This is a genomic window from Streptococcus parasanguinis, from assembly GCF_901875555.1.
Classification (GTDB): domain Bacteria; phylum Bacillota; class Bacilli; order Lactobacillales; family Streptococcaceae; genus Streptococcus; species Streptococcus parasanguinis_H.
Genome location: NZ_CABFMD010000031.1, coordinates 52194 through 73053 on the forward strand (window position 1 = coordinate 52194; position 20860 = coordinate 73053).

General features: G+C 44.8%; 21 protein-coding genes. 20 read left to right on the plus strand and 1 reads right to left on the minus strand.

Annotated features, from left to right (window positions below):
• Positions 1-47: 47 nt before the first annotated feature.
• The 7 genes from JX304_RS06460 (at position 48) to proC (ending at position 7358) form a co-directional block, all read left to right on the plus strand.
• Positions 48-1523, plus strand: coding sequence for a PTS transporter subunit IIC (locus JX304_RS06460; protein ID WP_187540640.1), 1476 nt, complete (start codon positions 48-50; stop codon positions 1521-1523).
• A 172-nt stretch (positions 1524-1695) separates the two neighbouring features.
• The gene (locus JX304_RS06465) at positions 1696-2598 is read left to right on the plus strand and encodes a LysR family transcriptional regulator (protein WP_187540641.1); all 903 of its coding nucleotides are present in this window, start codon (positions 1696-1698) and stop codon (positions 2596-2598) included.
• Between the two features lie 3 nt (positions 2599-2601).
• The gene (lspA, locus tag JX304_RS06470) at positions 2602-3063 is read left to right on the plus strand and encodes a signal peptidase II (RefSeq protein ID WP_187540642.1); all 462 of its coding nucleotides are present in this window, start codon (positions 2602-2604) and stop codon (positions 3061-3063) included.
• Positions 3053-3943 carry an RluA family pseudouridine synthase gene (locus JX304_RS06475; protein WP_205011760.1) on the plus strand — a complete coding sequence of 297 codons (891 nt, stop codon included), beginning with the start codon at positions 3053-3055 and terminating at the stop codon, positions 3941-3943. The genes lspA and JX304_RS06475 overlap by 11 nt, the downstream gene beginning before the upstream one ends.
• Positions 3944-4171: 228 nt before the next feature.
• Positions 4172-5281, plus strand: a complete 1110-nt coding sequence (gene proB, locus JX304_RS06480; protein ID WP_205011761.1) for a glutamate 5-kinase — start codon at positions 4172-4174, stop codon at positions 5279-5281.
• Positions 5282-5291: 10 nt separating this feature from the next.
• A complete protein-coding gene (locus JX304_RS06485) occupies positions 5292-6539 on the plus strand; it encodes a glutamate-5-semialdehyde dehydrogenase (protein ID WP_205011762.1) in 1248 nt (415 codons plus the stop codon).
• Positions 6540-6542: 3 nt separating this feature from the next.
• Entirely contained in the window at positions 6543-7358 is an 816-nt protein-coding gene (gene proC / locus JX304_RS06490; protein ID WP_205011763.1) for a pyrroline-5-carboxylate reductase, read from the plus strand.
• A 33-nt stretch (positions 7359-7391) separates the two neighbouring features.
• Here proC and JX304_RS06495 read toward each other — a convergent pair whose 3' ends face one another.
• Complete coding sequence (locus JX304_RS06495) at positions 7392-8915, minus strand: ATP-binding cassette domain-containing protein (protein WP_205011764.1); 1524 nt, start codon at positions 8913-8915, stop codon at positions 7392-7394.
• Between the two features lie 317 nt (positions 8916-9232).
• Here JX304_RS06495 and hemW point away from each other — a divergent pair, with 317 nt between their 5' ends.
• From hemW to JX304_RS06560, 13 genes are all read left to right on the plus strand, one after another.
• Positions 9233-10363 (plus strand): radical SAM family heme chaperone HemW, encoded by a 1131-nt coding sequence (gene hemW / locus JX304_RS06500; RefSeq protein WP_205011765.1) that lies wholly within the window; start codon positions 9233-9235, stop codon positions 10361-10363.
• A 3-nt stretch (positions 10364-10366) separates the two neighbouring features.
• Positions 10367-11122: an acyl-ACP thioesterase domain-containing protein gene (locus JX304_RS06505; protein WP_205011766.1), complete on the plus strand. Its 756-nt coding sequence runs from the start codon at positions 10367-10369 to the stop codon at positions 11120-11122.
• Positions 11112-11798, plus strand: a complete 687-nt coding sequence (locus JX304_RS06510; protein WP_205011767.1) for a hypothetical protein — start codon at positions 11112-11114, stop codon at positions 11796-11798. Before JX304_RS06505 ends, JX304_RS06510 begins: the two co-directional genes overlap by 11 nt.
• Positions 11799-12569 carry a TIGR01457 family HAD-type hydrolase gene (locus JX304_RS06515; RefSeq protein ID WP_205011768.1) on the plus strand — a complete coding sequence of 257 codons (771 nt, stop codon included), beginning with the start codon at positions 11799-11801 and terminating at the stop codon, positions 12567-12569.
• Positions 12562-13182, plus strand: coding sequence for a TIGR01906 family membrane protein (locus JX304_RS06520; protein WP_205011769.1), 621 nt, complete (start codon positions 12562-12564; stop codon positions 13180-13182). The genes JX304_RS06515 and JX304_RS06520 overlap by 8 nt, the downstream gene beginning before the upstream one ends.
• Positions 13179-14162, plus strand: coding sequence for a CPBP family intramembrane glutamic endopeptidase (locus JX304_RS06525; RefSeq protein WP_205011770.1), 984 nt, complete (start codon positions 13179-13181; stop codon positions 14160-14162). The genes JX304_RS06520 and JX304_RS06525 overlap by 4 nt, the downstream gene beginning before the upstream one ends.
• A 65-nt stretch (positions 14163-14227) precedes the next feature.
• Complete coding sequence (gene uvrC / locus JX304_RS06530) at positions 14228-16063, plus strand: excinuclease ABC subunit UvrC (RefSeq protein WP_205011771.1); 1836 nt, start codon at positions 14228-14230, stop codon at positions 16061-16063.
• A gap of 10 nt (positions 16064-16073) precedes the next feature.
• Positions 16074-16916 carry a metallophosphoesterase family protein gene (locus JX304_RS06535; protein WP_205011772.1) on the plus strand — a complete coding sequence of 281 codons (843 nt, stop codon included), beginning with the start codon at positions 16074-16076 and terminating at the stop codon, positions 16914-16916.
• A gap of 145 nt (positions 16917-17061) precedes the next feature.
• Positions 17062-17667, plus strand: a complete 606-nt coding sequence (locus JX304_RS06540; RefSeq protein ID WP_205011773.1) for a nitroreductase family protein — start codon at positions 17062-17064, stop codon at positions 17665-17667.
• Positions 17668-17702: 35 nt separating this feature from the next.
• Positions 17703-19109, plus strand: a complete 1407-nt coding sequence (gene pepV / locus JX304_RS06545; RefSeq protein ID WP_205011774.1) for a dipeptidase PepV — start codon at positions 17703-17705, stop codon at positions 19107-19109.
• A 52-nt stretch (positions 19110-19161) separates the two neighbouring features.
• Positions 19162-19746, plus strand: a complete 585-nt coding sequence (locus JX304_RS06550; RefSeq protein ID WP_205011775.1) for a uracil-DNA glycosylase family protein — start codon at positions 19162-19164, stop codon at positions 19744-19746.
• Positions 19747-19758: 12 nt separating this feature from the next.
• Complete coding sequence (locus JX304_RS06555; protein WP_205011776.1) at positions 19759-20250, plus strand: prolyl-tRNA synthetase associated domain-containing protein; 492 nt, start codon at positions 19759-19761, stop codon at positions 20248-20250.
• Between the two features lie 20 nt (positions 20251-20270).
• Positions 20271-20555: a rhodanese-like domain-containing protein gene (locus JX304_RS06560; protein ID WP_205011777.1), complete on the plus strand. Its 285-nt coding sequence runs from the start codon at positions 20271-20273 to the stop codon at positions 20553-20555.
• The last annotated feature ends 305 nt before the right edge of the window (positions 20556-20860 follow it).

Sequence of the window (20860 nt, forward strand, 5' to 3'; positions counted from 1 at the left end):
ATCAATTGTGTATTTTACAAAATAACTATAAATCGGGAGGATTTATTATGAATGGCATTATAGATTTTGCCAATACGATTTTCAAACCCATTCTAGATATGGGTGCTCCAATCATCATGTTAATCGTATTGACTTTATTGGCTCTCTTATTTGGAGTGAAATTCTCCAAAGCGCTTGAAGGTGGTATCAAACTTGCCATCGCTCTTACTGGTATCGGTGCCATTATCGGTATGCTTAATACTGCTTTCTCAGCATCTCTTGCAAAATTCGTTGAGAATACTGGTATTCAATTAAATATCACTGACGTTGGTTGGGCACCACTTGCGACTATCACTTGGGGATCTGCTTGGACCCTTTACTTCTTATTGATCATGTTGATCGTTAACGTTGTCATGTTGGCTATTAAGAAAACTGACACACTTGACGTCGATATCTTCGATATCTGGCACTTGTCTATCACTGGTCTTTTGATCAAATGGTATGCGGACAAGAATGGAGTGAGCGCAGGAGTTTCACTCTTTGTTGCAACTCTTGCAGTTGTCCTCGTAGGAATTATGAAAATCATCAACTCAGATTTGATGAAACCAACATTTGATGATTTGTTGAATGCACCAAGTTCATCACCAATGACATCAACTCACATGAACTACATGATGAACCCAATCATCATGGTCTTGGATAAGATTTTTGATAAAGTTCTTCCTGGTCTTGATAAATACGACTTTGACGCCGCTAAATTGAACAAGAAGATCGGTTTCTGGGGTTCTAAATTCTTTATCGGTTTCCTTCTTGGTATCGTCATCGGTATCATGGGTACTCCACATCCAGTAGCTGGTGTTGCTGATGCTAAAACTTGGGAATTGGTTGTTAAAGGTTGGTTGAGCCTTGGTTTGACTGCCGGTGTCAGCTTGGAATTGTTCTCATTGATCGGATCTTGGTTCATCGCAGCGGTAGAACCATTGTCACAAGGTATTACAAACGTTGCTACAAAACGTCTTCAAGGACGTAAATTTAACATCGGTTTGGACTGGCCATTCATCGCTGGTCGTGCTGAAATCTGGGCTTGTGCCAACGTACTTGCACCAATCATGTTGATCGAAGCAGTGCTTCTTTCTAAAGTCGGAAATGGCATCTTACCACTTGCAGGGATCATCGCAATGGGTGTGACTCCAGCTCTCTTGGTTGTGACACGTGGTAAATTGATCCGTATGATCATCTTCGGAAGCCTTCTCTTGCCACTCTTCCTTCTTTCAGGAACATTGATTGCACCATTTGCAACTCAATTGGCTAAGAGTGTTGATGCCTTCCCTAAAGGGGTAGCTTCTACTCAATTGATCACTCACTCAACTCTTGAAGGACCAGTTGAAAAATTACTCGGTTGGACAATCGGTAACGCAACATCTGGTGATATCAAATTGATCCTTGGTGTAGTTGTCTTCTTGGCCTTCTATATCGGAATCTTCGCTTGGTACAGAAAACAAATGATCAAACGTAACGAAGAATATGCTGCAAAAGCAAAATAATTTCTAATGAAATCTAAGGTTTCATAACAAATCACCATAGCTGATCGGCTATGGTGATTTTTCGTCTTCGAGTTTTTTTGATGGAAGTGAGGCCTGTTTTTTTCATTTCTCAGGCTTCTTTCAGTGTGATTTTTATGATATAATTATTAGATACTGTAATGAGGAAATTTGAATGAATATACAACAATTACGTTATGTCGTGGCCATTGCCAATAGTGGGACCTTTCGTGAGGCCGCTGAAAAGATGTATGTGAGTCAGCCAAGTTTATCGATTGCTGTACGTGATCTGGAAAAAGAACTAGGCTTTAAGATTTTTCGTAGGACCAGCTCAGGGACTTTTTTGACCCGTCGGGGAATGGAATTTTATGAAAAGGCGCAAGAAGTCGTCAAGGGCTTTGATGTTTTTCAAAATCAATATGCTAGCCCTGAAGAAGAGAAAAAAGAATTCTCTATTTCCGGTCAGCACTATGACTTTTTGCCTCCTTTGATGACGGAGTTCTCGACGCGTTATCCGGAAAATAAAAACTTCCGCATCTTTGAGTCAACGACGGTCCAAATTTTGGATGAAGTGGCTCAAGGGCATAGTGAGTTGGGGATTATTTATCTCAACCGTCAAAATACCAAGGGGATTATGCAACGGGTTGATAAATTAGGACTTGAAGTGGTGGATCTGATTCCTTTTCAGACTCATATTTACCTTCGCAAGGGACACCCTCTGGCTAAGAAGAAAAAACTGGTCATGGAAGATCTAGCTCAGCTACCAACCGTTCGCTTTACCCAAGAAAAGGATGAGTACCTCTATTATTCAGAGAACTTTGTCGATACCAGCTCTAGCTCCCAAATGTTCAATGTGACAGACCGTGCCACTCTAAATGGGATCTTGGAGCGAACAGATGCTTATGCGACCGGATCAGGCTTTTTAGATAGCCAGTCAGTGAATGGTATTACCGTGATTCCTTTAGAAGACAACTTGGACAATAAAATGGTCTATGTCAAACGTGAAGAAGTGGATCTCTCCCCTGTAGCAGAGAAGTTTGTCGAAGTCATGGTCGAATATTTTGATCAAAAGAGGTAAGTGATGAAAAGAAAAATAGGAATTCCTCTAGCCATTGTCCTCTTGGTGTTTGTAGATCAATGGGTTAAATGGTATGTGGTGAAGCATATTCCACTGGGTGTCGTGAAATCCTTTGTCCCTCATGTGGTTAGTCTGACCTATCTTCAAAACACAGGTGCAGCCTTTTCGCTTCTTGAAAATCAGCAATGGTTCTTTACCCTTATCACTCTTGTCGTGATGGTGGGGGCCTTTTACTATCTCTATAAGCATCTCAAGGGGTCGCTTTGGATGGTGACAGGCTTGACCTTGGTCATTGCAGGTGGTTTGGGGAATTTTATCGATCGCCTGCGTCAAGGCTTTGTAGTCGATATGTTCCACCTGGATTTTATGAATTTTGCCATTTTTAATGTAGCAGATAGTTATTTGACAGTCGGAGTTTTCTTGCTCCTGATCCTGATGTTGAAAGAGGAAACGCATGGACATTAAAATTGAAGTAGCCGGTGCGCGACTGGATAAGGCTTTGGCGGAATTGACGCCCTTGTCACGAGCTGTGGCCAATGAGCAGATCAAAGAAGGAAAAGTTCTGGTCAATGGTACTGTGAAAAAAGCTAAGTATACGGTCAAAGAGGGTGACATCATCCAGTATGAAGTCCCAGAAGTGGAAGAGGTCAGCTATGAAGCAGAAGATCTGCCCTTAGATATTGTCTATGAGGACCAGGATGTCGTCGTCGTCAATAAACCACAGGGGATGGTCGTTCACCCAAGTGCGGGTCATACCAGTGGGACCTTGGTCAATGCCCTTTTATACCATGTCAAGGACCTCTCAGGGATCAATGGGGAATTGCGTCCCGGGATCGTCCACCGGATTGATAAAGACACGTCAGGCCTCTTGATGGTCGCAAAAAATGACCAAGCCCATATCGCTTTGGCTGAGGAGTTAAAAGACAAAAAATCTCTCCGGAAGTATTGGGCCATTGTCCATGGGAATCTTCCCAATGATCGGGGTGTGATCGAAGCACCAATTGGTCGTAGTGAAAAGGACCGAAAAAAGCAAGCGGTGACAGCTAAAGGCAAGCCTGCTGTGACCCGTTTTCAAGTCTTGGAGCGCTTTGGAAATTACACGCTGGTAGAGTTGCAACTGGAGACCGGTCGCACCCACCAAATTCGGGTGCACATGGCCTATATCGGCCATCCAGTGGCTGGAGATCCTGCTTATGGTCCTAAGAAGACACTCAAAGGACAAGGTCAGTTTCTTCATGCGCGGACACTCGGCTTTACCCACCCACGTACAGGAGAGACCTTGGAATTTACAGCAGAGGTGCCAGCGATCTTTGAGAAAATGCTGGAAAACCTTCGAAAAGGATAATGAAAAATGAGAGTGGGACAGAAATTGGTCATTCGTTAGAATTCGATTTCGTTGTCCCACCTCCGCACAATTGAGTAGGGCTGTAAAAGCTTATAAATCAGCGTAGTAGAGTCCACTCAACTACTGCGTCTTGCTCGACAATCCAAAAACAATTGAGAGGCTAGGACTTTTGACCCAGCCTCACTTTCATTAAATTCGAAATAAATAGTATTAGAAAGAATCATAGAGATGAAAGCAAAACGAATCGTCTTTAAAGTAGGGACCTCGTCTTTAACCAATCCCGATGGGAGTCTCTCCAGACAGAAGGTCAAGGTCATTACCCAGCAGTTGGCTCTCTTACATGAATCAGGTCATGAGTTGATCTTGGTTTCATCAGGGGCGGTTGCTGCTGGGTTTGGTGCCCTTGGTTTTAAGAAACGGCCGACTAAGGTGGCAGACAAGCAAGCCTCTGCGGCAGTTGGTCAAGGTTTATTGATGGAAGAATATACCTCTAATCTTCTTTTACGCAACATTGTTTCTGCACAAATTTTATTAACCCAGGATGACTTTGCAGATCAACGTCGCTATAAGAATGCCCACCAGGCCCTTTCTGTCTTACTCAACCGTGGGGCGATTCCGATTATCAATGAAAATGATACGGTCTCGATTGCTGAACTAAAAGTTGGTGACAATGATACCTTGAGTGCACAGGTTGCGGCCATGGTCCAAGCGGATCTTTTGGTGCTGTTGACGGATGTGGATGGTCTCTATACAGCCAATCCTTCTCAGGATCCAACAGCCAAGCGGTTGGAGCGGATCGAGCACATTTCTCGCGAGATGATCGAGATGGCTGGAGGTGCGGGTAGTAGCAATGGAACTGGCGGAATGCTGACCAAACTCAAGGCAGCGACCCTGGCAACAGAGTCAGGAGTTCCTGTCTATATTTGCTCGTCTCTCAAGCCTGATGCCTTGATCGAAGCAGCTCAAGAGCAAGCAGATGGCAGTTACTTCCTTGCAGAGGACAAGGGGTTAAAAACCCAGAAGCAATGGCTAGCCTTTTATGCAGAAAGTAAAGGGGCTGTTTGGGTGGATGCTGGAGCAGCTGAGGCCTTGTTGGATCATGGAAAGAGCTTATTAATTTCTGGTGTGACCAAGGTAGAAGGGGATTTCTCTTATCAAGACATCGTCAGCGTCTATCATCAAGAGTCAGGCCAATTGCTAGGGAAAGGGAAAGTTCGTCTCGGCCAGTCGGCTGTGCGCGATATGCTCCAATCTAAAAAAGCCAAGGGAATCCTCATCCACCGGGATGATTGGATCTCGGTTACTCCTGAGATTGACCTACTCTTTACAAAATTTTAGAGGAAAACGTATGAGTACAACACAAGAACAGTTAGCCTTAGCGAGATCGGCTAAGAAAAGCATCAATACAGCTACTACAGCCCTAAAAAATCAAGCTTTGGAAGCCATGGCGAACCAGCTTCTGAAAGCGACGAAAGCCATTTTAGCAGCCAATCAAATCGATATGGAAGCGGCACGCGGGAAGATCTCTGAAGTCATGCTCGATCGCCTATTTCTTGATCAAGAGCGGATTGAAGGGATGGCACAAGGGATCCGTGCTTTAATCGATCTGCCAGATCCGATTGGGGAAGTGCTGGATACTGAAGTTTTGGAAAATGGCCTTGAAATCCGGAAAGTTCGAGTCGCTATGGGTGTCATTGGGATCATTTATGAAAGCCGTCCAAATGTGACGTCGGATGCTGCAGCGCTTGCCATCAAGAGTGGAAATGCAGTGGTTCTTCGTACGGGGAAGGATGCCTTTCATTCTGCTCAAGCGATCGTGACCGCTCTTAAGGCTGGATTGGAAGAAGCCGGACTCAATCCAGACCTTCTCCAACTGATCCAAGATACGAGTCGGGCTTCCAGCTTTGCCATGATGAAGGCTAAGGGTTATCTGGACTTGCTCATTCCACGTGGTGGTGCTGGCTTGATCCAAGCGGTGGTTGAAAATGCCATTGTCCCTGTGATTGAGACAGGAACTGGAATTGTTCATGTCTATGTGGATAAGGAAGCTGATTTCCAGAAAGCACTCGCCATTATCGAAAATGCCAAGATCAGTCGCCCCTCTGTCTGCAATGCTATGGAGGTCTTGCTGGTCGATCAAGCGATTGCGTCTGACTTCTTGCCTTTGGTCAAAGAGCGTTTAGTGGATGAGCGGGAAAGATCGGTTGAGTTGCGTCTAGATGAGGACGCACAGGCTATCATTTCGGGGACAGCAGCGCAGGAGCAGGATTTTGATACCGAATTTTTAGATTATATATTAGCAGTCAAGGTTGTTGATGGAGTAGAGGAAGCGGTGGACCACATTGAAGCTCATAGCACCCATCATTCGGATGCCATAGTGACTGAAAATCCGGAGACAGCCACTTATTTTACAAAGCAAGTAGATTCAGCTGCCGTTTATGTCAATGCGTCTACACGCTTTACAGACGGTGGTCAATTTGGCCTAGGATGTGAAATGGGGATCTCGACGCAGAAACTCCATGCGCGTGGACCAATGGGACTGCGGGAGATGACTAGTTACAAGTATATCGTCAGTGGAAATGGTCAAGTGAGGTAAGTTATGAAAGTAGCATTTATCGGTCTTGGAAATATGGGAGCTAGTCTGGCCAAAGCGGTCGCAAAAGAAGTGGCTAGCACAGACCTGCTCTTGGTCAACCGTTCCCCACAAAAGGTGGAAGAGTTTATCAGCCAGTATGGGGGAACAGCGTCTGATCTTGAACAAGTATTTCAAGAGGCGGAGGTCATCTTTTTAGGGGTCAAACCCTACCAAATCTGCCCTTTACTTGAAGAGTACCAGGACATTTTGGGCCAACGTTCCAATCTCATCTTGGTTTCTATGGCAGCAGGTCTGGAACTAGAAAAAATGGCTGAAGTCATCCAGAGCGACCGGGTGGGGCTCATCCGCATCATGCCTAATACGCCTGTAGCCGTTGGTCAAGGTGTCATCAGTCTGGCTCGCTCCCAAGCAGTGACAGATCAGCAAGTAGCCCAAGTCAAAGAGCTCTTAGCAGGAGCAGGAGCCCTCTATGAAATCGAAGAAAGATTGATGGATCCTGCAACGGCTGTGGCGGGCTGTGGTCCAGCCTTTGTCTATCAGATGATCGAGGCCATGACGGATGCAGGAGTAGCCTTGGGGCTTCCACGTGAGCAATCCTTGCAGATGGCCGCCCAGACCTTCCAAGGAGCCAGCCAAATGGTCTTAGAGACAGGCGAGCACCCAGCTCGATTAAGGGATGCGGTTTGTAGTCCAGGTGGCTCTACCATCGCAGGAGTCAACCGCTTAGAACAAGTCGGCCTACGGGGCGACATTATTGCAGGTGTGGAAGCAGCCTACAAACGAACCCAAGAAATGGGACAAGAGGAAGGGAAGAAATAGAAAAAAGATTGGTTTTGGCCAATCTTTTTTACGTTAGAGCGACTCTATCTCTTCGAAGCCATTTTCCGTCAGACGATAGATTTTTTGGCAGACTTCTTTGAGGAAGGTCCGGTCGTGGGAGACTGTAACCAGTCCGCCTGGGTAGTCTGCGAATAGGCGACGAATTTCTGGTTGGGAAGTGGGGGAAAAATTACGACTAGGCTCGTCCAAGTGCAGAAACTGGGGACTTGTAAGCACTAATTGAAGGAGGAAGAGTTTTCCTTGCTGGCCACCAGAAAGTTCAGAGATAGGATGGTGCATTTCAGAATAAGTAAAGTTGAGGGAGGCTAAATGCAATTGAATAGTGTTGATTTCTTCGCGATCACCTGAATGCTGTAGAAATTGAACGGGTGTCTGAGTCAGAGGGAGGCGTTCAGTGTAATCTTGAGGCATATAGGAAGTGCGGATACTCCCATTATTCTGTAAAATCTCCCAGATCATTTTTAGGAAAGTGGATTTCCCTACACCGTTGGAACCGATAATCCCTATCTTATCCTTCCCTTGAAGAGTGAGGGAGAGGTTCTTGACTAGGACAAGATCCTCAATTGCGAGCTCTTCATGATCTAAGAGAAGGACGCGTTTTTGAGGAGACAAGGGAGTGAGGGGAGGGAAATGCAGATTGATGATTTCCTCATCATAGGGTTGGGAAGTCATGGATTGGAATGCTCGCTCGTAGCGCTTTTCTTGTGAGAGGAGGGACTTCATTTTCTTTGCCAGGAGACGTCCAGCAGTGCTATCTTTGGTATTTCGTAAGGAAGTTTCGACTTGCTGACGGACACGACGGTGCTTCTCCATGGTTTTCTGGTAGGCTCGTTGATCGTTGGCCGCTTGTTGAGATTGTTGCTTAAATTGTTGTTCTCTCTGGATACTATAGTCTTGATAGCCTAGGTGCTCCACGATCGTTTCAGCCTCCTTGCGGTGTTTGATCTGTCTGAGGTGTATGATCGTATCCGCCGTTTGAGTCAAAAAATCCTCATGATGGGAAATAAAGATAATGGTTTGGGGACTCGTTTGGATCATCTGCTGGAGCCAATCCAAGGTCTCTAAATCCAGATCATTTGAAGGTTCATCTAAAAATAGCAATTCATGAGAACAACAAAGTTCGTGAAGCAGTTGGACTTTTAGGGCTTCTCCTCCAGATAGACTTCCGATAGCTTGATCGCTTGCAAAGCGCTCGCTATTAAAATGCAATTGATCTGCCAGTCTGTAGAGGGTGGAATAGTCTAGCTCGTTCTCTCCAAAAAAATATTCTTCCAAGGTTTTTCCCTTCAAAGCTTCCGGTAAAGTTTGGGGAATATAGGCATAGGAGTGAAAGGAAGTGGTGATTTCTCCTTCTATAGTCAGATAATCTGGTAGAGATTTTGGGGACATGAGGACCTGAAGTAAGGAAGATTTTCCATTCCCTTCTTCGCCAATAATAGCAACTTTTTTTCCTTCATGAATGGTCAGGGAAAGATCTCGAACCAGATCTCGTAAATCTTTTGTATGTCGGATAGTGAGGTGGGATAGTTTTAGCATAAGATTCCTTTCTACTGGGACAAAAAACAGCTCTACCTATTTAGTAGAGCTGTATTCATGTGGAACCCAAGCAGAAAAAACCTTATTTAGCCAACAAATGGTTGGAGAATAGGCAAGAGGGTACACAAAAAGAGATCGAACAAGCAGTCCACTAAATAAAGTATTTTATTTAACGAAGCTTAGTTGTTCATATCTCCTTACCTCCGAATATGATTAACTTTATTCTATTCCTTTTATTCGTTATTGTCAAGGAATTCCTTACTTCTTATTCCCTTTTCTTTTCGGACTCGGGGGGATTTTATGGTATAATTAAAGGTATGCATACACAACCAACGTCCGCTTATGTCCACATTCCATTTTGTACCCAGATTTGTTTTTATTGTGATTTTTCGAAGGTCTTTATTAAGAACCAACCAGTCGATGCATATTTGGAGCATTTGATCCAAGAATTTCGTCGGGAAGAAATCACACACTTACGAACTCTCTATATTGGGGGTGGGACACCGACAGCTCTAACCGCGGATCAGCTAGCCTATGTGCTCAAGGAGCTGACCAAGTCGCTTGATCTGTCTCAGATGGAAGAGCTGACGATCGAGGCCAATCCTGGTGATTTGGATCCGGATAAGATTGCGGTTATGAAGGATTCGCCAGTTAATCGGGTTTCATTGGGCGTGCAGACTTTTGATAATCGCTTGCTCAAGAAGATTGGTCGAAGCCACCAAGAGCAGGACATTTATGACAATATCGACCGTCTGAAACTGGCTGGTTTTGACAATATTTCGATCGACCTCATCTACGCGCTTCCGACACAAACCATGGAGCAGGTCAAGGAAAATGTTGCTAAGGCTCTTGCCCTCGATATTCCCCACATGAGTCTTTATAGCTTGATTCTGGAGAATCACACAGTCTTTATGAATCGCATGAGACGGGGTAAACTTCCTCTACCTAAAGAGGAGTTGGAAGCAGAGATGTTTGAATACATTATTCAGGAGTTGGAGCGAGCGGGCTTTGAGCATTACGAAATTTCCAATTTCTCCAAGCCTGGTTTTGAAAGTCGGCACAATCTCATGTATTGGGATAATGCCGAGTATTATGGTCTGGGAGCTGGTGCATCCGGCTATGTTAACGGTGTTCGCTACAAGAATCATGGGCCTATCCGTCACTATATGCAGGCTGTCGAAGAGGGAAATGCGCGTGTCCAAGAAGAGCATCTGACTCAGACAGAAATGATGGAAGAAGAGATGTTTCTAGGACTACGTAAGAAAACAGGCGTTTCCAAGAAGCGCTTTGAAGAAAAGTTTGGTGTGGATTTTGACCAACAGTATGGACCAGTGGTTGAGGAATTGACCCAGCAGGGCCTTTTGGTCCCTGACAAGGACATTGTTCGCATGACCAAGAAAGGTCTCTTTTTAGGAGACACTGTAGCAGAGAAGTTTATTTTGGAGTAGAAGATGGCAAAAACATTTGAATATAGCATGAAAATTCCGTTTGATATGAGCGATGTCAATGGGTTTATTAAGATTCCCCAATTGATCTTGCTGTCTTTACAGGTATCGGGCATGCAATCGATTGAGCTGGGCATGAGTGATATGTACATTCTAGAGAATTACAATCTAGTCTGGATTATCACGGATTACAATATGAAGATCGGGCGTCTCCCTGTGTTTGATGAGAAGATCACCATCGAAACTTATGCCATGAGTCACAATCGCCTTTTCTGCTACCGGGCTTTTAACATCAAGGATGAAGCAGGAAATACTATCATTGAGATGGTCGCGACCTTTGTCTTGATGGATCGGGATACGCGCAAGGTCCATCCTGTTATGAGCGAAATCACGGATGCCTTTGACTCTGAATTTTCTAAAACCATGCTCCGTGGACCTCGTTTCAAAGAATTGGAAGGCGGAGTAGAGCAAGAATATCTGGTTCGTTTTTATGATTTGGATATGAACGGGCATGTCAACAATAGCAAGTACTTGGACTGGGTCTTTGAGGTCATGGGAGCAGACTTCTTAACTCACCATGTCCCTAAAAAAGTCCATCTGAAATATGTCAAAGAAGTACTGGCAGGAGGTGCCATCACCTCACAATATGAACAAGAGGGCTTAACGACACTGCACCAAATTACCTCAGACGGGCATATCAATGCTCAAGCAGAGATCGAGTGGGAAGAAGTGAAAGAAAAGGGTTGGACTTATGGAAACTAGAAGATTAAAAAATAAAAAACAGGAGCTTGAAAGCTACCAAAAACGGGTCATGGCCTATGCCAAGCGTCAAAAGAACCCTTTCTACATGTTGGGAGATTGGCTCTTGACTCTTTGTGCTTTGGGCATCATTCTGGTGGAAGAAATTTATAAATTTTTCCGCTACCGTTTGAATTTAGAGAGTTTTAGTCGCTTTTTAAGAGAAGATGTGCGCTGGTATCGCGTTTGGATCCATTTCACCTTGGCCTTTCTCTTGCCTGTTGTGATCTTTTCAGTCGGTATTACCAGTCAATCAGGCTCCTTCTGGTCTAATTTCTATCATCGTTTGTCTCAAGGTGTGCTCTTTAGCACAACCGTCAGTCTCGCTGCGACCTTAGTAACAGATTTTGTAGAAAATTTGCAACCGGAAACCAAGTCAGACGGCCGAAACCGGAGTAGCAAACGCACCGTTTATCAAATCAGTGTGGATCAGGCGACCGTCATTGGTCTCTTGGTGACTATTGTCATTCTTATGGTAGCATCCTTCTTGTTCACTCAATCGGGAAGTCAAGGGATCAATTTTACTGGTTTGATCCTACAGTTTGTCCTTTATGCTGGTGCTCTACTTCTGTATGGTTCTGGTGGACGAGTGGACGCTGAAAAATTGAAAGAAGAAGCAGAGACAGAAAGGAAAGAATAAATGCACTACAAAGGCTATTTGATTGATTTAGATGGCACCATTTACAAGGGAAAATCACGGATTCCTGCAGGAGAAGCTTTTGTTCATGAACTGCAGGCGCGTGAGATTCCTTATCTCTTTGTGACCAACAATACAACCCGCACACCAGAGACTGTTCGGGATATGCTGGCCACTCATTTCAATATTGAAACCCCAGTTTCAACCATCTATACAGCTACCCTTGCGACCATTGATTATATGAAGGATCAAAATCTGGGCAAGAAAGCTTATGTGATCGGAGAAACAGGCCTCAAAGACGCCATCGAAGAAGCAGGTTTCGTCTTAGATGAAGAAGCACCTGATTATGTCGTGATTGGACTTGATTGGCAAGTGGATTATGAGAAATTTGCGAAAGCAACCTTGGCCATTCAAAAAGGGGCTCACTTTATTGGGACCAATCCGGACCTCAACATTCCAACAGAGCGCGGCTTATTGCCGGGAGCAGGATCTCTGATTGCGCTTGTCGAAGCAGCGACACGGGTCGAGCCTGTCATCATTGGGAAACCAAAGGCCATCATTATGGATAAGGCCATTGAACACCTGGGGCTTGCAAGAGAAGAAGTGGTCATGGTCGGGGATAACTACCTAACGGATATCCGTGCGGGTATTGACAATGGCATTCCGACCCTTTTGGTGACGACAGGTTTTACCAAAGCAGAAGAAGTGCCGACCTTACCAATTGCACCGACACATGTTGTTTCCAGTTTAGCGGAGTGGGATTTTGATGCTTAGAAGTTTGAAATCCATGAACCTAGTTTTCTTTATCTTGTCAGCTACGATCCTTCTCACCATTGTTCTAGCTTGGGCTATCTATCCCATGGAGATTCATTGGTTGGGGATTCAAAGCCGAACTGGTTTTTCGGCTTCAGTCATCATGAAGAATTTCAATATCTTGATGAACTATTTGACTAATCCTTTTCAATGGGTGTTGAAGATGCCTCAATTCCCCTCTTCAAAAAATGGCTTGCACCATTTTGAAGCCGTCAAGTACCTATTTCACTTAGTGACGGTCGTTTTCTTGGTCACTCTACCTGGTTTTATCCAGTTTATGCGGACAGTCGTCAAAAAAGGCTACCTGGCCTTGTACCGAAGTCTCTTCTTTTGGATGATGGTTTTACCAGTAGTGCTTGCAGTGATGACTGTTATAATTGGCTTTGATCAATTCTTTACGCTTTTTCATCAGGTCTTATTTGCTGGGGACAATACTTGGCTCTTTGATCCGCGCGTGGATTCGATTATTCTTGCATTACCAGAAGACTACTTTATGCATGCCTTTTTGATCTTCTTTGTCTTATACGAAGGAGTCTGTGCGAGTTTTTATCTATTTTCTAGGAGGAAGAAATGAACCAATACAAAAGATTATTAGACCCTAAAAAAGATATAGGAAGGTATTCTGGGACACTTGCCATTTATCTCTTGGTAATGACCTTAGTAACCGTCCTATGGGAAGTCCTCTTAGGCCTAACCCTAGCAGGCTCTCTCAGAAAAGATCCAAGTCAAGTAACGGAGAAACTCAATGCCCTGAATGTTTGGGCTGGTATCCCCTACCTCATCTCTATTTCCATTGGACTCTTTCTTTTTAATGCCTATCGTAAGAAGGCCCTTTATAAATATGATCTCAAACATAAGGGACGTAAGATGACACTTTCAGTCTTCTTTATTCTTCTCGCCTTTCTTGGCTTTTCTCAGGTCTTTTCATCTGTGATGACACAAGTGATTGACCGCATGTTTGAGACCATTGGCCTTCATTCTCCAACACCAGATCTAGGAGATACGATTGAGCGATCTTGGACCATGCTCTTGTATGCTGGCTTTTTTGGTCCTATCACAGAGGAATTCTTCTTCCGTGGGGCAGGCTTGCGAGGCTTGGAACGGTATGGCAAAATCTTTGCCATTGTCATGACGGCTATTTTATTCGGCCTCTTCCATGCCAATTTTGACCAGCTCTTTTTCGCGGGTATCATTGGTCTAGGATTCGGCTACATTGCCTTTGAATACAATATCTGGTGGGCGATTTTCTATCACATTTTCAATAACTTTGTCATTTCTCAAGGCTTGCATTATGTAGCCTATCATGTGGATGAAGGATTAGCGAATTGGCTCCAAATCGGTGTTTTAGCCATTGGTTCCATTGTCATGATAGTGGTTCTTGCGACCAAATGGCCAGCTATCAAGGCTTACATTCAGGCCAATAAACCTCAGCCGGGAGTTTTCCAGCGTGCCCTCGCTTCCTTCTGGTTCTGGTTCTTCGTGCTATTCACTATCCTGATGTCTGTTGTTCCTTATGTGATTCCGCTCTTCCGACTAGCCTATCTCAAGGGCTAAGGTTCTAAATATGTATGAATAGTGCAGAGAGGCTAAGACCTCTCTTTTTTGCTATAATAGAGAGTATGAATAACTTGATTAAATCCAAGCTTGAGCTCTTGCCGACGAGTCCGGGCTGTTACATTCACAAAGATAAGAACGGTACCATCATCTATGTGGGGAAGGCCAAGAATCTTCGCAATCGGGTGCGGTCCTATTTCAGAGGGAGCCACGATACCAAGACGGAAGCGCTGGTATCTGAGATTGTGGATTTTGAGTTTATCGTCACTGAGTCCAATATTGAGGCCTTGCTTCTTGAGATCAACCTCATCAAGGAGAACAAGCCCAAGTACAATATCATGCTCAAGGACGACAAGTCCTATCCCTTCATCAAGATTACCAATGAGCGCTATCCGCGTCTGATCATCACGCGCCAGGTCAAAAAGGATGGTGGCCTCTATTTCGGTCCCTATCCGGATGTAGGGGCGGCCAATGAGATCAAGCGACTCTTGGATCGGATTTTTCCTTTCCGCAAGTGTACCAATCCGCCTTCCAAGGTCTGCTTTTACTACCATCTAGGACAGTGTATGGCTCATACAGTCTGCCATAAGGACGAAGCCTATTTCAAGGGCATGGCGCAGGAGGTTTCTGATTTCCTCAAGGGGCAGGATGACAAGATTATCGATGAGCTCAAGCTCAAGATGAATAACGCGGCGCAAAACATGGAATTCGAGCGGGCGGCCGAGTACCGGGATCTGATTCAGGCCATCGGGACCCTGCGGACCAAACAGCGGGTCATGGCCAAGGATTTGCAGAACCGGGATGTCTTTGGCTACTACGTGGACAAGGGCTGGATGTGTGTGCAGGTCTTCTTTGTCCGTCAGGGAAAGCTGATCGAGCGGGATGTCAATCTCTTCCCTTACTACAATGATCCGGACGAGGATTTCTTGACCTATGTGGGTCAATTTTACCAGGAGAAATCTCACCTGATCCCCAATGAAATCCTGATTCCTCAAGATATCGATGAGGAAGCGGTCAAGGCCTTAGTGGATACCAAGGTCCTCAAGCCCCAGCGAGGGGAGAAGAAGCAGTTGGTCAATCTGGCCATCAAGAATGCGCGGGTCAGTCTGGAGCAGAAGTTCAATCTCCTTGAAAAATCCATGGAAAAGACCCAAGGGGCTATTGAAAATCTTGGAAAACTTCTGCAAATTCCAACCCCTGTGCGCATTGAATCCTTTGATAACTCCAACATCATGGGGACCAGTCCGGTCTCAGCCATGGTGGTCTTTGTCAATGGAAAACCAAGTAAAAAGGACTACCGCAAGTACAAGATCAAGACCGTTGTCGGGCCAGATGACTATGCCAGCATGCGGGAGGTCATTCGCAGACGTTACAGCCGGGTCATGCGGGATGACCTGACGCCACCAGACCTGATCGTTATCGATGGAGGTCAGGGCCAAGTCAATATCGCTAAGCAAGTCATCCAAGAAGAGTTGGGACTGGACATTCCTATCGCAGGTCTGCAAAAGAATGACAAGCACCAGACTCATGAATTGCTCTTTGGTGATCCTCTCCAAGTCATTGAACTCTCTCGGACCTCGCAGGAATTTTTCCTCCTGCAACGGATCCAGGATGAAGTCCACCGTTTCGCTATCACCTTCCACCGCCAGCTACGGTCCAAGAATTCCTTCTCCTCCCAGTTGGATGGCATCGAAGGCTTGGGACCAAAACGCAAACAGTTACTGATGAAGCACTTCAAGTCACTGACCAAGATCAAAGAAGCTACTATGGATGAGATCGTCACAGTCGGCATCCCACGAGCAGTGGCGGAAGCAGTGCAAACTAAGCTCCATCAAGGACAGCAGGAAGAAGCAAGTCCCTTGATGGAAGTGGCGGAGGATTCTGAACCATACCAATCATAAGGAGTTTATAATGAACCATCGAATTGCTATTTTATCTGATATTCACGGAGATACAAGAGCTCTGGAGGCAGTGATTGCGGATGCGCGTGCTCTAGGCGCGACGGAATACTGGCTTTTAGGGGACATTTTGCTACCGGGACCTGGACGAGAGGACCTTTTTGACTTGCTGGATGCAATTCCTATCACAGCAGCTGTTCGTGGAAATTGGGACGATTGTGTCCTAGAGGCTTTGGATGGTGAGTACGGGCTCGAGGATCCGCAGGAGATCCAAATGCTTCGTCTCACTCAGTATGTCATGGAGGGACTGGATCCTAAGCGGATTGATTGGCTTCGTTCGCTTCCTCTAATGGAGAAGAAGGAGGTCAACGGCATTCGCTTTTCACTGACCCACAACTTGCCAGAAAAGAATTATGGTAGAGACTTGCATCCAGCTAATGCGACGGAGAACTTTGATCAATTGCTGGATGACCAGACAGATATGGCCATCTACGGGCATGTCCACAAGCAGTTGCTCCGCTATGGCAGTCAGGGTCAGCAAATCATCAACCCCGGCACCATTGGTATGCCTTATTTTGACTGGGAACCAATTCAAAACCACAGAGCTCAGTATGCTCTGATCGATGTCGAAGAAGATGGGGTGACCAACTTGCAATTTCGTAAGGTGGCTTACGACTATGAAGCAGAATTACAAGATGCCAAGGACAAGGGCCTTCCTTTTATTGAGATGTACGAAGAATTGAGACGCGAGGATAACTATCGGGGTCATAACAATGAGTTGCTGGCTTCCTTGATTGAGAAATACGGTTATGCCAAAGAAGTAGCTGCCTATTTCAATCTTTCCAATGAATCATAGGTGAGTCTCTTGTGTATTCAACCAATCAAAAAAGCGGATGTATAAATGTCCGCTTCTTTTTTCACAATCTTGGGCTGTAAAACCCTGCAAGCTCTTTCATTTTGTGTTAAAATAGAGGTAATAGAATTAGAAAAGGAAGTTGACTATGAAATTCCTAGAACTCAACAAAAAACGCCATGCGATCAAGCATTTCACTGACCAACCGGTCGATCCAAAGGATGTACGGACTGCCATTGAGATCGCAACCTTGGCCCCTAGCGTCCACAATAGCCAACCTTGGAAATTTGTGGTCGTTCGTCAAAAAAATGCAGAATTGGCAAAATTAGCCTATGGTGGAAACTACGATCAAGTCATGGAAGCACCTGTGACCATCGCCCTCTTTACAGATACTGATTTGCAAAAACGGGCTCGCAAGATTGCGCGTGTCGGTGGGGTGAAAAACTTCACAGATGAGCAGTTGCAATACTTTATGCAAAGTCTTCCTGCTGAGTTTGCGCGCTATGATGTCCAACAGACAAGCGATTACTTGGCTTTGAATGCCGGTCTTGTGGCGATGAACTTGGTGTTGGCTTTGACAGACCAAGGCATTGGAACCAATATTATCTTGGGATTTGATAAAGAAAAAATCAATGAAGTATTGGACATCGAAGAGCGTTTCCGTCCGGAAGTTTTGATTACAGTTGGCTATGCGGCTGAAAAAGTAGAGCCAAGCTATCGCTTACCAGTTGATGAAATTATCGAAAAACGCTAATCTAAAGAGAAATTTAGAAGCTCGAGGAGGAATTCATGACAACAGTTGACTTTAAAGCAGAAGTAGAAAAACGTCGCGATGAGATGATGGCTGACCTATACAGCCTCTTGGAAATCAATTCGGAACGCGATGACAGTAAGGCAGATGCAGAGCATCCTTTTGGACCTGGTCCTGTAAAAGCTCTTGAAAAATTCTTGGAAATTGCCAAGCGTGACGGCTATGAAACCAAGAATGTGGACAATTATGCCGGTCACTTTACATTTGGTGAAGGAGAAGAAGAGCTTGGGATTTTTGCCCATATGGACGTCGTGCCTGCAGGTAGTGGTTGGAAGACCGATCCATACAAACCAGAAATTATCGATGGCAAGCTCTACGCGCGTGGCTCATCTGATGACAAAGGGCCTACAATGGCTTGCTACTATGGTTTGAAGATCATTAAAGATCTAGGACTTCCTGTTTCTAAGCGCGTGCGCTTCGTTGTCGGTACGGATGAAGAATCAGGATGGGGCGACATGGATTACTATTTCAAACATGTCGGACTTCCTGAGCCAGATTTTGGCTTCTCTCCAGATGCAGAATTCCCAATTATCAATGGGGAAAAAGGAAACATCACGGAGTACCTTCATTTTGGAAATGACAACACTGGAAAGGCTAAACTTCACAGCTTTACAGGTGGCCTTCGTGAAAACATGGTGCCAGAATCAGCGACTGCAGTCGTTTCTGGAGAACTCCCTGATCTTGCTGGTTTCTTAGATGCTTTTGCCAAGGAACACCAGCTCAAGTTTGAAATCTCAACAGTAGATGAAGAAACTTATACCGTTACGATCGTTGGGAAATCTGCTCATGGATCCACTCCTGAAGATGGGATCAATGGTGCAACCTACTTAGCGCTTTTGTTGAACCAATTTAATTTTGGTGGCGCTGCTAAGGCTTACCTTCATGTGACAGCTTCGCTTCTTCACGAAGATTTTGCCGGTGAAAAATTAGGTATTGCCCATACAGATGCCAAAATGGGACCATTGAGCATGAATGCAGGTGTCTTCCATTTTGATGAAAGCCAAGCAGACAATACCATTGCCCTCAATATCCGTTATCCTCAAGGAACAGATCCTGAAACCATCAAAGCCATCCTTGAAAGGATCGAAGGAGTGGCTACGGTGAGCTTGTCAGCTCATGGCCACACGCCTCACTATGTTCCGATGGATGATGAATTGGTCTCTACCCTCTTGCGTGTTTATGAAAAACAAACAGGTCTCAAAGGTCACGAACAAGTCATCGGTGGTGGTACCTTTGGTCGTCTCTTGAAACGTGGAGTTGCCTTTGGTGCCATGTTCCCAGACTATGTCAATACCATGCACCAAGCGAATGAGTTCGCAGATGTTGAAGATCTCTATCGTGCAGCAGCTATTTACGCAGAAGCCATCTACGAATTAATCAAATAATCCACTACTCGGCCAGTTTTTCTGGCTGAGTTTTTCCATAGAAGGAGAACTTATGTCAAGGATTGAAACCATTAAAGAAGCCATTATGGCAGACCCTCAAAACAAAGGATATACAGAGAAAGGGATCGAGCCACTCTTTGCAGCACCAAGGACTGCTCGCATCAATATCATCGGTCAAGCACCAGGTTTGAAAACGCAAGAAGCGGGAATTTATTGGAAGGATAAGAGTGGTGACCGCCTGCGCGAATGGTTAGGAGTTGATGAAGATAACTTTTACAACTCTGGTCTGTTTGCGGTCATTCCCATGGACTTTTATTTCCCAGGGCATGGAAAATCAGGGGATCTTCCACCACGCAAAGGCTTTGCCGAAAAATGGCACCCACAGCTTCTAAAGGAGTGTCCAAATATTGAGTTGACCCTCTTGATTGGACAATATGCCCAAGCTTACTATCTGCATGAAAAAGTCAGTGGTAAGGTAACAGAGCGTGTTCATCATTTTAAGGACTATTTGCCAACCTATTTTCCACTAGTTCATCCTTCCCCTCGCAATCAAATCTGGATGGCAAAGAATCCTTGGTTTGAGGCAGAAGTAGTGCCAGAATTGCAAGCCTTAGTACAAGAGATCATTCAAAAATAAAGGAGATCGGAGATGGAGGCATACCAACAAGTTAAAGACAAATTAGACGAGTTAGGCATTTCATTTGATGTAGTGGAACACCCACCTGCATTCACGACTGAGCAGGCCGATTCTTACATTGAAGGCTTAGAAGGTGTGCGGACCAAGTCCATGTTTTTGACCAACAAGAAGAAAACCCAATTCTATCTGCTCATCATGGATGACCAAAAGTCTTTGGACATGGATGACTTTAAAGAGCAAGTAGGGGCCAATCGGATCCGTATGGCTTCAGCTGACTCTCTAGCAGAAAAAATGCAATTACCAGCCGGAACAGTATCTCCATTTGGTTTATTAAACAATGATGAAAAAGATATTCGAGTCTATTTCGATAAAGACATTGTGTCAGAAGAGATCATGGCTTTCCATCCCAATACCAATGAAAAAACCATCTTTATTAAAACCCAAGACTTGTTCCGGTTTTTAGAGTCAATTAGCTTTAACTATGAAATTCTAACCCTTCCATAACATACCATATAGGAGAAATCATGAAAGAAATTCTATTTTCAAGCTTTTACCAAGCTTATCAAAAAGGAGATCTACACGTTCTTGATGTACGCGAGCAGGAGGAGTATGATGCGCTTCATTTAGATGGGGTTCGTCTTCTTCCCTTATCTGAGTTAGCAGATCGCTACCAAGAACTAGAGTTGGATCAGCCCTATTATGTCATCTGCAAGTCTGGTCGACGCTCAGCACGCGCTTGCCAATTTTTGGAAGAGCAAGGCTATGATGTGACCAACGTCCAAGGTGGCATGGATGCATTTGAATCCTAAGAAACGGGAGTGGGAAAGAACTCCGTAAAATAAAAAAAGTTGAAAAGGTTCCCCAAACCTTTTCAATCTTCCCACCTCCGCATAGCTTCAACAGTCTGGGAGACTGTTGAAGGTTGTGGATAAAGGAAACTTTGTTTCCCTTATTATGTCATCTTTGGAGCTTAAAAGTTGAACAAAGATGCCAATCAATCACTGCGTCTTGCACTTATTCCCATCAAACTTCAAAGGCTGGACAGTTTTTGCGCAGCCTCTTTTTCTTTACTTATTTCTAAAAATGTATAGAATTTGTATGTTTTTCAAAAGAT